This is a genomic window from Gilvimarinus polysaccharolyticus (assembly GCF_001187555.1).
GTDB lineage: Bacteria > Pseudomonadota > Gammaproteobacteria > Pseudomonadales > Cellvibrionaceae > Gilvimarinus > Gilvimarinus polysaccharolyticus.
The window spans coordinates 319,662-336,158 of record NZ_LFIJ01000001.1 but is presented as its reverse complement, the minus strand read 5'-3'; the positions used below and the strand labels follow the sequence as shown (position 1 = coordinate 336,158).

9 protein-coding genes are annotated in these 16,497 nt (G+C 49.8%); 5 read left to right on the top strand and 4 right to left on the bottom strand.

Features of this window, described 5'->3' with window-relative positions:
- Nucleotides 1-298: 298 nt before the first annotated feature.
- A complete protein-coding gene (locus GILYN3_RS01400; protein WP_049721195.1) occupies nt 299-1,330 on the bottom strand; it encodes a helix-turn-helix transcriptional regulator in 1,032 nt (343 codons plus the stop codon).
- Nucleotides 1,331-1,579: 249 nt separating this feature from the next.
- Here GILYN3_RS01400 and GILYN3_RS01395 point away from each other — a divergent pair, with 249 nt between their 5' ends.
- The 5 genes from GILYN3_RS01395 (at nt 1,580) to GILYN3_RS01375 (ending at nt 11,384) form a co-directional block, all read left to right on the top strand.
- Nucleotides 1,580-2,071: a hypothetical protein gene (locus GILYN3_RS01395; protein ID WP_157484826.1), complete on the top strand. Its 492-nt coding sequence runs from the start codon at nt 1,580-1,582 to the stop codon at nt 2,069-2,071.
- A 36-nt stretch (nt 2,072-2,107) separates the two neighbouring features.
- A complete protein-coding gene (locus GILYN3_RS01390) occupies nt 2,108-3,034 on the top strand; it encodes an ABC transporter ATP-binding protein (protein ID WP_049721193.1) in 927 nt (308 codons plus the stop codon).
- On the top strand, nt 3,031-3,792 hold the full coding sequence (locus GILYN3_RS01385) for an ABC transporter permease (RefSeq protein ID WP_049721192.1): 762 nt from the start codon (nt 3,031-3,033) through the stop codon (nt 3,790-3,792). The genes GILYN3_RS01390 and GILYN3_RS01385 overlap by 4 nt, the downstream gene beginning before the upstream one ends.
- Before the next feature lie 175 nt (nt 3,793-3,967).
- Entirely contained in the window at nt 3,968-7,531 is a 3,564-nt protein-coding gene (gene pulA / locus GILYN3_RS01380) for a pullulanase-type alpha-1,6-glucosidase (RefSeq protein WP_084005008.1), read from the top strand.
- A 196-nt stretch (nt 7,532-7,727) separates the two neighbouring features.
- Nucleotides 7,728-11,384, top strand: a complete 3,657-nt coding sequence (locus GILYN3_RS01375) for an ATP-binding protein (protein WP_049721191.1) — start codon at nt 7,728-7,730, stop codon at nt 11,382-11,384.
- 80 nt (nt 11,385-11,464) lie between these two features.
- Here the strand turns inward: GILYN3_RS01375 and GILYN3_RS01370 are convergent, their stop codons facing one another.
- From GILYN3_RS01370 to GILYN3_RS01360, 3 genes are all read right to left on the bottom strand, one after another.
- Nucleotides 11,465-14,593, bottom strand: coding sequence for an efflux RND transporter permease subunit (locus GILYN3_RS01370; RefSeq protein ID WP_049721190.1), 3,129 nt, complete (start codon nt 14,591-14,593; stop codon nt 11,465-11,467).
- A 4-nt stretch (nt 14,594-14,597) separates the two neighbouring features.
- On the bottom strand, nt 14,598-15,758 hold the full coding sequence (locus tag GILYN3_RS01365; RefSeq protein WP_049721189.1) for an efflux RND transporter periplasmic adaptor subunit: 1,161 nt from the start codon (nt 15,756-15,758) through the stop codon (nt 14,598-14,600).
- 141 nt (nt 15,759-15,899) lie between these two features.
- Complete coding sequence (locus GILYN3_RS01360; RefSeq protein WP_084005006.1) at nt 15,900-16,490, bottom strand: TetR/AcrR family transcriptional regulator; 591 nt, start codon at nt 16,488-16,490, stop codon at nt 15,900-15,902.
- Nucleotides 16,491-16,497: the final 7 nt, after the last annotated feature.

Here is a 16,497-nt window from a genome sequence, read left to right as displayed (position 1 = left end):
GCTCTGCTGCATAAATTGGCGCCGCGCTCGGTAAATAGGCTCGGGGGTGATCTCACTGGTCGCTATACGAGGCGGGCGTTTAATCAACATAACGGCTATATCCTGTGGTGTGTGCTCATTAAAATAGGGATTAATGAATAAGACGTCAAAATACGGTATTTGTTACAGTTACGGCCACATTGGTTTATTGGATGCATCTGATGTGCGCTAATTAAATAAACGGCCCTAATCCGCAAGTAAGGTCTACGGCCATAATGAGCTTATCGAGCACGATATTCAAAGCTTTTACTGGGACACTTTAACTGTTTAACGAAGTACTATGAGGTAATTGTGGCGACGCAGGGTTAACCGGCACCGCTCCAGTAGCAGCCGATGTCAGAGGGTACTGGGCAAGCACTGCTAACGCTGCTTGTTGAATTTTCTCGATCAACTCCGGCGGCCCCAGCACCTGCGCTTTGGGGGCAAAGCTCATCACTCGGCAGCGAGCCATATCCAAATCAGCGGTGCTGTATTCGGCCAACCAACTGCCATCTTCGCGCTCTTCAAGCGTATCCCAGCAACAGGCGTAATCCCGAGCTAAATCGGCGTGCTCTGCGGCAAACAACAAGCTCACGCGGGTCATCGGCCGGTCATCGGTTGCTTGATTTAAATACTTACTCGGATCAAAGTCGGTGGGCTTATCAAAGTGCGATTCAAGAGTTTGCAGCGACAGTATTCGATCGATCCGAAACGAGCGCATGGCACCGCGCAAATGGCAATAAGCAACACAGTACTGCTGCCCCCAGCTGTAGATCAACGCGTAGGGATCGATACGCCGCGACTGTGCCTGAACGCGCCCTCGCCCTTGATAGACAATATCCAGCTGCTGATGGCGGCGACTGGCCTGATAAAGTGTTTCTAGTGATGGCTCATTAACGCTGGGATTAGCGCGAGGCAAGCCGCGAGTTAACAGACTGTCTTGCGCCCAGCGAACCTCGCGCAATTGTTCTTCGGGCAGCACATTGGCGATCTTGGTCATGGCGCTTTGGGCCGAGGTACGAAACAGATTGCCCCACAGCCCCGAGATCACCGAGGTGCCCAGCGAGACCGCTACCGCCTCTTCGGGCGATAGCACCAGCGGCGGCATACGATAACCACGCACCAGTGAGTACCCCCCCTGAGAACCTCGCTCGGCATACACCGGCACCCCCATTTCCTCCAGCATAGTGATATAGCGTTGTACCGTGCGCACCGATACATCCAGCGCCTCGGCTAAGCGCGATGCCGGGGTATTGGGCTCGCGCTGCAACAGCATGATCAGATTTAACAAGCGCGTTGCAGTATTGGCCATAGCGTCTCCTTGAGTTTTGTCACATGGCCGTGCAAAACCAACGGCGATTACCGTAAAGAATAATAAATAGAATGATTGAGGGACATGCTAGCCGAGTTATACGTCATAAACTGTCGTATATGCTCGGTAGCATGCAATTTTTATCCACTGATGTCGAACGCGGCAACCTCTGTTCGACTAACCCATAAATATTGCATTGCAGGTTGCGGGCTTAAATCTCGCGACAGATCCGTATCACAGGGAGGATTTATGATGTTTGTATGCCGCCAGCACTCTCGCCCACCGCTAGGGGCCAATCGCACGATAACCACGGAGCCAATCACCACTTATTTAAGACAACTGAGCGAGCTACTAAACGAGGCGAGCGCGCTGGATGCTCAGCGAGTACAAACGGGGGTTAACGTCTGCGTCTGGCAACTGCGCCAATTTGCCGATCGCCAAGACCAAGCCTACTACCCGTTTTTACAAGAGTATGACCCAGTTTTGGCCAATCGCTTGGAAGATCGTCAACTAAAGTTCGCCGTCGCGCTCGATCGCTTAGAGTGTGTTGCCCACCGCAAGGCCAACAGCCAAGCCCGCAGCAGTATGCCCACCCCATCGGTGAAACAGCTATGGCGCGGTTTTTGTCGCGACTACCGAGCACACCTTAACGAGCAAGCCAACACTTTACTGCCGGTGCTTAGGCGTCACCGTATTGAGCCGGTCACAGGTACCCCCACGGCCATAAACTCTATATTCTAGAGCCTATGGCAATACCGCTAAATACAAGGAGATCACGTGTCAGATATTCTCACTCTAGAGGGCGTCGACAAAACCTACGACACTGGGTTTAACGCTCTTAGTAATATCAATTTATCCATCCGCCGCGGCGAGATCTTTGCGCTGCTTGGCCCCAACGGCGCAGGCAAGACCACCCTTATCGGGATTATTTGTGGCATCGTTAACGCCACCGCTGGCCGCATCGTGGTCGACTCCCACGATACGCAAAACGATTTTCGCCAAGCGCGTAAACAAATCGGCTTGGTGCCGCAAGAGCTGTCCATCAATATTTTTGACAGTGTCTGGAACACGGTTCACTTTAGTCGTGGTTTGTTTGGCTGCCCACCGGACGATGCCTACCTTGAGCAGTTGCTGAAAAACCTGTCGCTGTGGGAGAAAAAAGATTCGCGCATTATGGCACTCTCGGGCGGCATGAAGCGTCGAGTGTTAATCGCCAAAGCGCTGGCGCACCAACCCACAATTTTATTTTTAGACGAACCCACCGCTGGTGTGGATGTAGAGCTAAGACGCGAGATGTGGGCCATGATCCGACGCCTGCGGGGCGAGGGTGTTACGATTATTTTAACCACCCATTACATCGAAGAAGCTGAAGACATGGCCGACCGCATCGGCGTGATCAACAAAGGTAAATTAATGCTGGTCGAAGACAAACACGCTTTGATGCGCGAACTGGGCCGAAAAAGTTTAACCGTGCTGCTCAGCAAGCCTATTACCCAGTTACCCACCGAGCTGATGCGTGACGATTTACAGTTGGCCGACGACGGTGCCAGCTTAATTTATCACTACAGTACCGCTGAGACTGACTCGGGCGTATCTGAGTTATTAGCGCAGCTGCAAAGCGCCGGCATCCATTACCAAGATCTACAAACCCGCCAGAGTTCTCTGGAAGAAATCTTTGTCTCACTGGTGGAGGAAAAAGCATGAACCATTACGGTATTAAAGCCATTTACTGTTACGAACTCGCCCGGGCTTGGCGCACCATAATGCAGTCGATTGCGTCACCGGTGCTGTCAACCTCGCTGTACTTTATAGTGTTTGGCTCGGCCATTGGTTCGCGCATTGTCGAGATCGATGGCATTAGCTACGGCGCGTTTATTGTACCGGGTTTATTAATGCTCACCATTTTAACCGAGAGCACATCGAATGCCTCGTTTGGAATTTACATGCCCAAATTTACCGGTAGTATTTACGAGATATTATCGGCACCGGTATCGGGCGCCGAGATCGTCATAGGTTATGTTGGTGCGGCGGCCACTAAATCGGTTATTTTAGGGCTTATTATTTTGCTCACCGCTCGCTTGTTTGTCGACTACTCAATTATGCATCCGCTGTGGATGCTGATGTTTTTAATATTAACGGCCTTAACATTTAGCTTGCTGGGGTTTTTAATCGGCCTGTGGGCAAATAGCTTTGAGCAGCTGCAAATTATTCCAATGATGGTAATTGCACCACTAACATTTTTAGGCGGTACTTTTTATTCAATTACAATGCTGCCCGAGTTTTGGCAAAAAGTAACTTTATTAAACCCTGTGGTGTATTTAGTCAGTGGCTTTCGCTGGAGCTTTTACGGCAGCGCCGATGTCCATGTAGGCGTTAGCTTAGGCATGATCGCGCTATTTATGGCCATCTGTATTGCCGCCATCACCTGGGTATTTAGCACCGGTTACAAACTTAAACCTTAAATGTCCAGCAAGTAAAAATATTGCATACGTATTCATCCCCTATGTATACGTATGCAGTTTCTCCCCCCTCTCCCGCTATCGTACTCTCCTGCTGATAACAAACGTTTGGCCTGCCGTTCTTTAGTCAGTCGCCAACAGGCCTACCAATAATCATAATATCAGCAAGAGGTTAACCATGCGTCGCCTAACCCTATCGTGTTTATTAAGTTCTGCCGTTCTCGTCGCCTGTGGCGGCGGTGGTGGCTCAGATACCCCACCGGCAACCTCCAGCTCAGCCTCCAGTTCATCGGTCGGCTCCAGCAGCAGTCAATCTAGCTCCAGCAGCCTGCCCAGTTTTGCCCTACCCGTTACCCTAAAAGATGATCAAGCCATTGTCTTTTATCGCCGCGACGACGGTGCGTACGACGGCTGGGGGCTGCACCTATGGAACAATGACAGCTGTGGCGCCTTAGCCGATGCCAGCACCGCTGCCATTACTTGGGATGCCCCCTTGCCCGCCGACGGTATCGATGACACTTATGGCGCTTACTACCTGCTGGATTTAAACGCTCCAGCCGCTGACGGTGGCTGCATTAATTTTATTGTCCATAAAGGCGACGACAAAGCCTTGGGCGATGCCGACGCCATGTTTGATTTAAGCCGTGGCGCTATTGCCCTAACACAACACGGCGCGGCCAATATTGAATATCCTTTAGATCCCAGCAATGAAACTCCGCTGCCATTTACCCTAAGCGATAGCCAAGCCGCTATTTTTTATAAGCGCAGCGATACCGAGTACGACGGCTGGGGCTTACACCTCTGGAACGGCGGCGACTGCAACGCACTGGCGGATAACAGTTTTAACGGCGTGACCTGGGATGCCCCCAAACAACCCGACGGAATCGACTCAGAGCGCGGGGCATTTTACATTCTCGATTTAAATCAGCCTGGCGGCTGCTTTAATTTTATTGTGCACAACGCCGACGACAAAGCCCTTGGCGATGCCGATGCGGTGATGGATTTAACCCAAGGCAATATTGCCTTTACCCAACACGGCAGCAGTGCCATTACCTACAGCGGTGAAGCCGGCCCCGCCCAAGCCACCCTAAGTGGCTACGCCGCCCATTGGGTAGATAGCAACACCTTACTGTGGGACACACCTGAAGATACCGCTCAGGTGCAATTGTTCAGTGACCCCAGCGGCGCCATTAGCTTAACCGATGGCGCTATTAGCGGAGGCTCCGCCATTTCCTTAACCAGCGCGACCATCAGCAGCGCCAGCGCCGAGAAGTTTCCACACTTGGCCAATTGGAGCGCTTGGCAAATCCCCACCGCCGAGCTCGCCATAGACACTGTTCTTGCGGGCGAGTTAGTCGCCGCTGCGTTAGATGCAGATGGCACATTAATTAAAGCGACCAGCGTACAGATCCAAGGGGCGCTGGATGCATACTACGCCACCGATGATGCATTAGGTGCACACACTATTAACGGCAAAACTCACTTTGCGGTTTGGGCACCCACCGCGCAAGCGGTCACCCTGCAAACCTTTGCCACCGCCAACACGACAACCCCCACCAGTGAGTTTGCGTTAACTCGCAGCGCTAAAGGCGTTTGGAGCACCGTAGTCAATCGCGATATGCACGGCGAGTACTACCGCTACCAAGCCGATGTGTACCACTATTTAAGCGATCAAATCGAGCGTGTTACCACTACCGATCCTTACGCACTTAATCTGTCGCAAAACGGCAGCCTCACTCAAGTGGTTGATTTAAATCGCGCCGATACTTACTCAGCCAGCTGGAGTGGCCACACGGTACCGGCGTTAGCCGCCCCAGAAGACAGCGTGATTTACGAAGTGCATATTCGTGACTTTTCGGCGTTAGATACCAGTACCCCAGCAGCCCATAGAGGTAAATATTTAGCCTTTACCGACACCGACAGCGCACCGGTTAAACATTTAACCGAGCTGCAACAGGCAGGCCTTAACACGATTCATTTACTGCCAACCTTTGATATCGCCACCGTCAATGAAGACCCAAGCAAGCGCGTTGATATTAGCGATACAGTAGCCGATTTATGTGCCCTAAACGCCAGTGCCAGCGTCTGCGGCAACGCCGATAACAGTAAAACGTTAGCGGCTGTATTGGCCGAATTTGACCCAGCCAGTACCGCTGCCCAAGCGTTAGTGGGTGAGCTGCGCGGCCTTGATTCATTCAACTGGGGGTACGACCCTTACCACTACACCGCCCCCGAGGGCAGCTACGCCACCAGCAACGACGATTTTACGGCCATCCGCGAGTTTCGCGCCATGGTTCAAGCCCTGCACGAGCTAAACCTACGGGTGGTGATGGATGTGGTGTACAACCACACCAACTCCTCGGGCCTATGGGACAAATCAGTGCTGGATAAACTGGTGCCCGGTTACTACCATCGCCGCAATGAACTGTCCGGCGCGGTAGAAACTTCTAGCTGTTGCGACAACACTGCCAGCGAACACGACATGATGGAAAAACTCATGATCGACTCACTGGTGGTATGGGCGCGTGATTATAAAATCGATGGTTTCCGGTTTGATTTAATGGGCCACCATATGCGTCGCAATATTATCGCCGCACAAGATGCCGTTAAAGCCGTTGACCCCGACTCTTATTTTTACGGCGAAGGCTGGAACTTTGGCGAAGTCATCAGCAATCGCCGCGGTGTCAACGCCATTCAAGTGAATATGGCCGGCACCGGCGTGGGCAGTTTTAATGATCGCATCCGCGATGCCGTGCGCGGTGGTGCGCCCTTTGATGGTGGCGATAGCTTGCGTGCCAACCAAGGTTACGGCAGCGGTTTGTACTACTACCCCAACAACTTCAACTCAGGCGCGGATAGCGAAGCGGACAACTTAATAGGCTTAACCGATCGCCTGCGCGTAAACTTAGCCGGCAGCCTTAGCAGTTACCCGCTAACCGATCGCAACGGCAATCAAGTGACCGGTGGCGAAGTCCCCTACTTTGATTTAAAAGCCGGCTACACCGCCGACCCACAAGAAAGCATTAATTACATCTCTAAGCACGACAATCAAACCCTGTGGGATAACTTAATGTACAAAGCCGCCAGCGATATGAGCAGCACCGAGCGCGCGCGGATGCATAACTTCTCGCTCAGTGTGCCGATGCTGGCGCAGGGTATTCCGTTTATTCATATGGGGGTTGATTTGCTGCGCTCTAAATCGATGGAGCGCGACAGCTACGACTCGGGCGATTGGTTTAATCGCGTCGACTTTACCGGCCAGAGTAACAACTGGAATGTTGGCTTGCCACGGGAGGACAAAGACAGCGCCAACTATAACCTGATTGGTCAGATTATTGCCGATGCCAACGCCAACCCAGATGCCGCTGATATTGCCCTAGCCCAATCAGTGTTTAAAGAGTGGTTAGCCATTCGTCACAGCTCACCGCTGTTTCGTCTAACCACGGCCGCACAAGTCGAGTCGAACTTAGCGTTTCACAACACCGGCCCCAACCAAGTGCCGGGCCTTATCGTCATGAGCCTAAGTGACCACCAAGAACTGGACAACCAATACGCCAACGTAGTGGTAGTGTTTAACCCCAGCAATACCGAGCAAGTTATTGCCAGCCCCATCGACGGCGACTGGCAATTGCACCCTATCCAACAAAACTCCGCCGATGCCGTTACCGCCAGTGCCAGCGTTACGGCGAATCAATTAACCGTACCGGCATTAACTACCGCCGTGTTTGTACTGGCAGATTAATTGGCTTTATAAGCTTTAACCTCTCCGGCCGGCCGCTTTGCGACCGGCCTTTTTTATGGGCCATAAGCCCATTGATATAACAAACTGGCCGCTAAGCCATCCAATCATATCCCACTAAAACCACCACTGCCGGTTAACAGGTATTTCCGTTATAGTTGCTGTAAGCTTAAAGCTTAGGCCGAGTTACGGAGAACACATGCACCAGGCGCAGACCAAAAGTACAGCTTTTCAGCCAGAATTACGCGGATTGCATCTTCGAGGGCAAATTCCCTATCTATTGGCTACGCTCGTTATTATCGCCTCTATTGCGACGGGCGGTTATTACGTTGGCAATCTCAACAACCAAAATTACATTCTGCAGCAGCGCGACCAAGTACAAGACGCTTTAGGTTTAGTAAGAGCCAAGCTAGAAGGCAACCTAACCGGCAACCTCCTTGCGGCTCAGGGACTCATCCCCACCCTACAAATTAACCCCGATATCGACCAAGACACGTACGCGCAATACGCCAAACACTTATTTTCTGGGCAGACTCTACTGCGTAATATTGGCGCAGCTCCCAACCTTGTGATTAAACTTATCTACCCTCTCGAAGACAATCGCGCGGCTCTAGGGCTAAATTACCGCACCCAAAAAGGACAGACAAAAGCCGCGCTACAGGCGCTCGAAACTGGCCGTATGACAGTTGCTGGGCCAATAGATCTAATGCAAGGCGGACAGGGCTTAATCGGCCGAATTCCGGTTATTATTGATACCCCCGCTGGAGATAAAAGACTTTGGGGATTAATTTCCGCGGTCATTGATCTAGACAAATACTACCAAGCCAGTGGTCTACTACAAGCGAGTGAGACACTGGATATTGCTATTCGTGGCAAAGACGGTCTTGGCAGTAAAGGTGATGTATTTTACGGTAACCCGGCACTGTTTAACCAAACCGCTGCATCAGTAATAACCAAAGTCGAGCTGCCCGGAGGTTATTGGGAAATAGCCGCAAAACCCAAAGCCGGCTGGCCTAAAAACGCCGATAACGCCCCACTAATACGCTACGCTACGGCGTTACTTATTATTATTACTCTACTGCCAACCCTATGGATTATCTACTTACAACAAAAGCGCCGTGAGCAACAACAACAACTACAAGCGCTGTTTGATTTATCGCCATTAGGCATCTCGTTAATCGATGCCCAAACTGGGCTGTGCCTAAAAGCCAACTCCGCGATGCTCGCGTTAAACGGTTGTAAAGCACAAAATATAAAAACCTTGCCAACTAAACCTCTAACGCCCCCAAGCCAGGCAAATAGCGATCAAAAACAACAAACACTGCTTAAAACTGGCCGTTACGGCCCCTACAAAACAGAGTTCATTCGCCCTGACGGCAGCCAGGTTCCGGTACGCTTAAATGGTATGTTTATACGCGACAATCAAGGCCGGCAATATATCTGGTCGATAGCCGAAAACATCACCGAACAACAAGCCTACGAAGATCGGCTGTTACGCCAACAGCAAATGCTAGAATCTATGAGCGAGCAAGCAAATATTGGCGCATGGGAAGTAGACACAGTACTGCAAACGATTTACTGGTCAAAAATAACCAGAAGCATTCATGAGGTGGAGGACGATTACACCCCGCTGATGACTGAAGGTATCAACTTTTATAAAGAAGGACGAAGCCGCACACTCATACAAAAACGCATTGAAAAAGCTATAAATGACGGCGAATCATGGAGCGATGAATTACAAATAATTACCGCCAAAGGCAATGAGCGCTGGGTATGCACAACCGGAACAGCAAAACTTGTTGACGGTAAATGCATCCGCTTGTACGGGTCATTCCAAGACATTCATGAGCGTAAAATTAACGAAGAGTCACTGAGAAAAGCTAAAAATAGTGCCGTTGCTGCTGCCGCGGCTAAAAGTGAATTTCTCGCCATGATGAGCCACGAGATACGCACCCCCATGAACGGTGTACTAGGCATGTTAAACATGCTTAAAAGGTCTAACATTAATGAGGAAGATCAGCATAAAATTAACATTGCAAAAATAAGCGCCGAATCGCTCTTAAGTCTTATCAATGACATTTTAGATTTTTCAAAAGTCGAGGCCGGTAAATTTTTATTAGAATCAACCGACTTTAATTTACGCGAAGTCATCGATGGCTTTAGCCATATTTTTGCTTTGCGTGCGCAAGAGAAAGGACTCGAATTTATTATCGATCTAACCGACGTCAACGTCAGTGACGTCAAAGGTGACGCCGGCCGGCTAAAACAAGTTCTAACCAACCTGCTAAGTAATGCCATTAAGTTTACCCCTAGCGGCAACATCATTCTTCAGTGCGCCACGAAAAAAACCAATACCGGCATTAAATTCAGCGCCAGCGTTTGCGATAGCGGCATTGGTATTTCAGAGAGCAAAATAAATTCTCTGTTTGAGCCTTTTGTTCAAGAGGATGCCTCCACCACCCGGCAGTATGGAGGCACCGGCTTAGGACTTGCCATCTGTAAAAAGCTCTGCACTCTTATGGGGGGCGAGATCAATGCTAGCAGCACCCCCAACAAAGGCAGTTGCTTTAGCTTCTCGGTACAATTACAAACCGGCACAATCTCTACTTACAACGCCCCTTCGCTTGCTAAAAGCAATACCCAGATTGTTTTAGTCAGTGAAAATCTCGATATGATCAACGCACTAACTCGGCAGCTTACTGACTGGGGCGCAAAGTTTTATGCAGAGCCAACTCAGTCAGCTGCATTGCACCTGTGTCAGCAGCAACACCTAAAAAACAACAAGCCGATCGATCTGCTCATTATCGATCGGACATTCAATGAGCATACCTTACCAACCCTACCGCAAGATTCTAAGCCAAAGCCGTTCCGTCAAACTGTACTTATGTGTGGTATAGATCAAGAGCCAGAGAAGCACGACTTCGATCAAATTCTGTATAAACCAACCACTACCAGAGGGTTATTGCAACTACTAACAACAGTAAACGATCACGGCGGAGCGCTCACGACCTCCAATTCAAATAGTGGCAACACTCAGGCCGCACTGGTTAAAGAAAATCACACTTGGCCTGAACACACCCGTATTTTATTAGTAGAGGACAACCTTATTAACCAAGAGGTTGCCCTATTGATGCTACAAGAGTTAAAGCTTGAGGCTGATCACGCCAGCAACGGCTTAGAGGCTATTAATGCGTTAAAGAACACTCAAAAAGATCGCGATTACAACTTAGTTTTAATGGATTGTCAGATGCCCGAGATGGATGGTTTTGAAGCAACGCGGCGTATCCGCGCCGGCGAAGCGGGCAAGAAAAATCAGGGAATCCCTATTATCGCTTTAACCGCAAATGCCATAGAAGGGGATCGCGAACACTGTTTACGCGAGGGTATGAATGACTACTTAAGTAAACCTATCGAGACCCAATTATTATGGCTGGCAATCGACCGCTGGATTACTCCCGAGCGAACTCACACCGAACAATCTCTGCCGCAGGCTCTCACCCAAACCACCGCACCGGTTATCTGGGATCAAGCTAAAGCCTTAACCAGTTTATTTAATCGGGATGACATTCTGAAAAATGTTCTTAATTTATTTTGTCAGCAACTACCCAACCATTTAGCATCGGCTCAACATGCGTACCAACAACAAGACTCAGAACAGCTAGTGCTTATTGCACACTCAATTAAGGGCAGTGCCGGCCAGCTGCATGGCGCTGTTTTACAGGCTTGTGCCGCCAAGCTTGAGCGCAGTGCAAAAGAAAAGAGCTGGGATAATATTCCTAGCGAGTTTGCAGAATTCACTCAAGCCTATAAAAATTTAGCGGCTCAGTTCCAACAGTATTTAAATATTAATAGCTAATCGTACAAGGCAACACCAATTGCCAGACATAAAAAAACGGCGACACAAATGTCGCCGTTTTTATTTTCTGCAACAGAGCTTTACGACTCTGCTTTTACTTCTGATTTATTGCCCGTCAAGCGGTGAGCAAATTTAAACACTACCACAAAAAACAAAGGCACAAAGAATATAGCTAGGAAGGTAGCAAACACGATACCACCTAATACCGCCGTACCAATGGCATTCTGTGCACCAGAGCCTGCGCCCGACGCCAAAAACAGCGGAGTAACGCCCAAGCCAAATGCCAGAGAGGTCATAATAATCGGGCGTAAGCGCATTCTTACCGCTTCAATAGTCGCCTCAATCAAACCCAGTCCATCTTCATACAGTGACTTAGCAAACTCCACAATAAGGATGGCATTTTTTGCCGACAAGCCGACCGTCGTCAACAATCCCACCTGAAAGTAAACATCGTTAGACAAGCCTCGACTCATGGCAAACAACACGGCCCCGAGTACCCCCAACGGAATCACCAGCAGTACAGAGATAGGCACTGACCAACTCTCGTACAACGCTGCCAGACATAAGAACACCACCAATATAGAAAGAGCATAAAGCGCTGGCGCTTGGTCGCCCGATTCACGTTCTTGCAGTGACATACCGGTCCACTCAAAGCCGATACCCGGAGGCAACTTGGCGGCGAGCTGTTCCATCAAGTCCATCGCATCACCCGAACTAACGCCTGGAGCGCCCTGCCCTTGAATGTTAACCGACGACACACCGTTATAACGCTCAAGTCGTGGCGATCCATATACCCAACGTCCAGTCGAGAAAGCAGAGAACGGCACCATCTCGCCACTGGCATTACGCACATACCAACTACCTACGTCATCTGGCATCATCCGAAACTCGGCGTCACCTTGTACGTATACCCGCTTAATACGACTTTGATCGATAAAATCATTAACGTAAGACGCGGCCCACGCGGTAGAGAACACACTGTTAATTTCGCTAATCGGCACTCCAAGCGCCGACGCTTTTTCCATATCAATATCGAGTTTAAATTGCGGTGTATCTTCTTGACCATTGGGGCGCACACCCATCAATGATTGTTCTTGTCCAGCCATACCCAGCAATTGATTTCGGGCATCCATTAAGGCTTCGTGGCCTACCCCGCCAAGATCTTTCAGCTGTAAGTTAAAACCTGTAGCCGTACCTAACTGAATAATAGAGGGCGGTACAAAGGCGAAAACCATCGCCTCTTTTATCGTCATAAAATAGCCCATAGCACGTCCGGCCACAGACTGAACATCTTGACCTTCCTCCGTGCGTTCAGACCAATCTTTCATTTTTACAAACGCGATACCATTATTTTGGCCTCGACCGCTAAAACTAAAACCAATCACTGAGAATACAGATTCAACCGTATCGGTCTGACTTAAGTAATACTCCTCTACATCGTTCATAACTTCTATCGAACGCTCTTTAGTAGAGCCAACCGGCAAGGTCATTTGGGTAAACATAATACCCTGATCTTCATCCGGCAAGAACGAGCCAGGCAAGCGACCAAACAACAACACCAACACCACCACAATGGCCACATAAATCGCCATGTAACGACCGGTACGCTTAACAATATGGCTAACGCTGCGCTGATAACCATCGGCCGAACGATCAAATGAACGGTTAAACCAACCAAAAAAACCACGCTTTTGGTGATGATCAGGGTCAACAGGCTTAAGCAATGTCGCGCACAATGCGGGCGTCAGTGTTAAGGCAACAATCACCGACAGTGTCATCGCCGATACCACGGTAATGGAAAACTGACGATAGATAACACCGGTGGAGCCGCCAAAGAAAGCCATCGGTACAAATACCGCGGACAACACCAAGGCGATACCCACCAATGCCCCGGTAATTTGCCCCATAGACTTACGGGTTGCCTCGCGCGGAGAGAGTTTGTCTTCGTGCATAACTCGCTCGACATTCTCGACCACTACAATGGCATCATCCACCAACAACCCGATAGCCAATACCATGCCGAACATAGTTAAGGTATTGATGCTATAGCCAAACGCCTCCAAGATGGCAAATGTTCCCAGTAGCACCACAGGTACCGCAATGGTTGGAATCAAGGTGGCGCGAAAGTTCTGCAAGAACAAATACATCACCAAAAACACCAACACAATGGCTTCTATTAGGGTATGTACCACGCCCTCGATCGACAACTTAACGAACGGTGTCGTATCAAAAGGGTAAGCCACTTCTAAACTGGCAGGAAAAAAGGGTTTTAGTTCGGCAATGCGCTCGCGTACGCTCTCGGCTGTTTCTAGCGCGTTAGCACCAGAGGCCAGAGTGATCGCTAAACCGGTAGCGGACTTGCCATTATATTCGGTTTGAAATTGATAATTTTCACCCCCAAGCTCAACCCGTGCCAAATCCCCCAATCGTACCTGCGAGCCATCTTCATTGACTCGCAATAAAATACGGCGAAACTCATCAGGTGTTTCAAGGCGAGTTTGCACCACAATACTGGCGTTAATATCTTGTCCTGGTAATGCCGGCGCGCCGCCAAGTTCACCGGCGGCAATTTGCACGTTTTGCGCACGAATCGCCGAAACCACATCGGTAGTTGTCATTTTGTAGGTGGCAAGTTTATCGGCGTTAAGCCAAATGCGCATCGCGTACTGCGAACCAAAAATTTGGATACTACCCACACCATTGACACGGCTGAGAGGCTCACTCACATTCGCAGCCACATAGTCGGCAATGTCATACTTATCTAAACTACTATCGCTAGAGACAAAGCCCAATACCATTAAGAAGCCAGCCGAGGATTTAGTAACGCGAATCCCCTGCTGCTGCACTTCTTGCGGTAACAAAGGCATAGCCCCTTGCAATTTATTTTGTACTTGCACTTGAGCAATATCAGGGTCGGTACCGGCATCAAAGGTTACGGTAATCTCACCCGTTCCCGATGAATCGCTGGTCGATGACAAATACTGAACGTTATCAATACCCGTTAGGTTTTGCTCAATAATCTGTACCACTGAATCCTCGACCACCTTGGCCGATGCGCCAGGGTAAGAAGTGCGAATGGATACCGCCGGTGGCGCAACATCAGGGTATTGAGAGATCGGCAAGGTTTCGATAGCCAAAACACCCGCCAACATAATAATAATTGAGATCACCCAGGCAAAAACGGGGCGATCAATAAAGAATCTTGCCATGGTATTACTCTCCCTCAGCGCTACCCGCTTCAACGGCTTTAACCGGCGCACCGGGGCGAACTTTTTGCAAACCTGTCACTATCACTTGATCGCCTGCGGCCAGACCACTCTCAACCAGCCAATCACTACCAACCGCGCGGCTTGCATTTATTTCGCGCACTTCCACTTTGCTCTCGGCATTCACAACCAAAGCGGTAGCATTGCCTTCGCGATCACGTGTTACACCACGCTGAGGAACCAATACCGTACTGTCACGCTTGCCTTCATCAACGGTAGCTCGCACAAACATGCCGGGCAGAAGCAATGCGTCGGGGTTAGGAAACAAGGCACGCAACACAATCGTACCGGTGGTTTCGTTAACACTTACGTCGGAAAACTGCAACTCACCTTCATGCTCGTACTGGTTGCCACCTTCAAGGTTTAAGACGACTTTAGGCTGCTGCTCCTGAGAAACACGCCCGCTCATCAACTGCCGGCGCATCTCTAACACGCGGGCGGCTGATTCCGACATATCCACATAAATGGGGTCGAGTTGCTGGATGGTCGCCAAAACAGTTGCCTGCCCTGCAGACACCAAAGCACCTTCGGTAACCGCCGACGTACCAATACGCCCACTAATAGGCGCCATTACTTTGGTGTAACGCAAATCAATCTCAGCCGTTTGTACCGAAGCTTCGCTCACAGCCACATCGGCCTTAGCCTGCTCAAAAGCCGATAAAGCATCGTCGTATTCTTGTTGACTAACAGCCTTGTCGGCGAGCAAATTTTTATAACGCTTTTCCCTTGCCTGAGTCGTGGTCAGGTTGGCTTTAGCTCGGGCCAATCCTGCTTTGGCATTGGCTAAAGCAGCTTCATAACGCGCCGCATCTATTTGATACAACTGCTGCCCCTCTGCAACAAGGGCACCTTCAGTAAATAATCGTTTTTGTAAAATACCCGTAACCTGTGGACGTACCTCAGCCTTACGATAGGCAACTGTGCGGCCAGGCAAAGTATTGCTTAACGCAACCGTTTGCTCTTGCAGCGTCACCACAGTTACTTCGGTAGCAGGTGGTGCACCCGCACTGGCCGCACCATCAGGTGATTTAGACTCGCAGGCCGCAAGGCCAACCAGCGTGACCAACATTACCCACAAAGGGAATTTTTTCGGTAAAAAGGACGACATCTACAACTCCTTAAATGGCGTGAAACGAGGCATATCGCCCAGATAGCACGCAGTTAACATGGCGGCAATTAAATATGAATAAACGTTCATTTACAAGCGACTTACGCCCTCAAGGCGTAAGCTTGACGTTTCTTTGCAGCGCTAGCTGGAAATCGCATCCCAGGTAGCATCGAGTATTCGCTCAAGCTCGGCGTCGGTAATACGGATAAGGTTTAAATGATGCTGACTAATCATAGAGCACAGCGGGTCGAAGCACAGAGCGACTAACACCTCATCAGGTAAGTCTTTAATCTGACCACTTGTGCGGCCACTATTAAGCAGCGTTAGAAACGGTAGAAATACTTCATGGGCAGCATCGCGGCGGCTGCGCAAGATATCTGGCGGCAAGTGATCAAACTGACCCTTAGTAAGCATGGCGTTGGGACGTACCATGCCAAAACGCCAAACATTCCGTAAAATTAACCGTAACTGATCGGCCAATGGTTCACTAGTATCATGCTCTGCAAATGCATTGGCCGCGATCTCGCGGATCACATCGTCATGCAACTTACCAATTAGGTCATCGCGATCTTTAAAGTAAAGATAGATAGTCCCTGCCGCAACACCTGCGCGCTCAGCTAGTTGCTTTATAGAAAACCCATGAAAGCCACGCTCCGACAACAGACTTAAAGTCGCATCAAGAATGGCGCGACGCTTATCGACGGCTTTACCGGTTAAATCACATTGAGACATACAACCC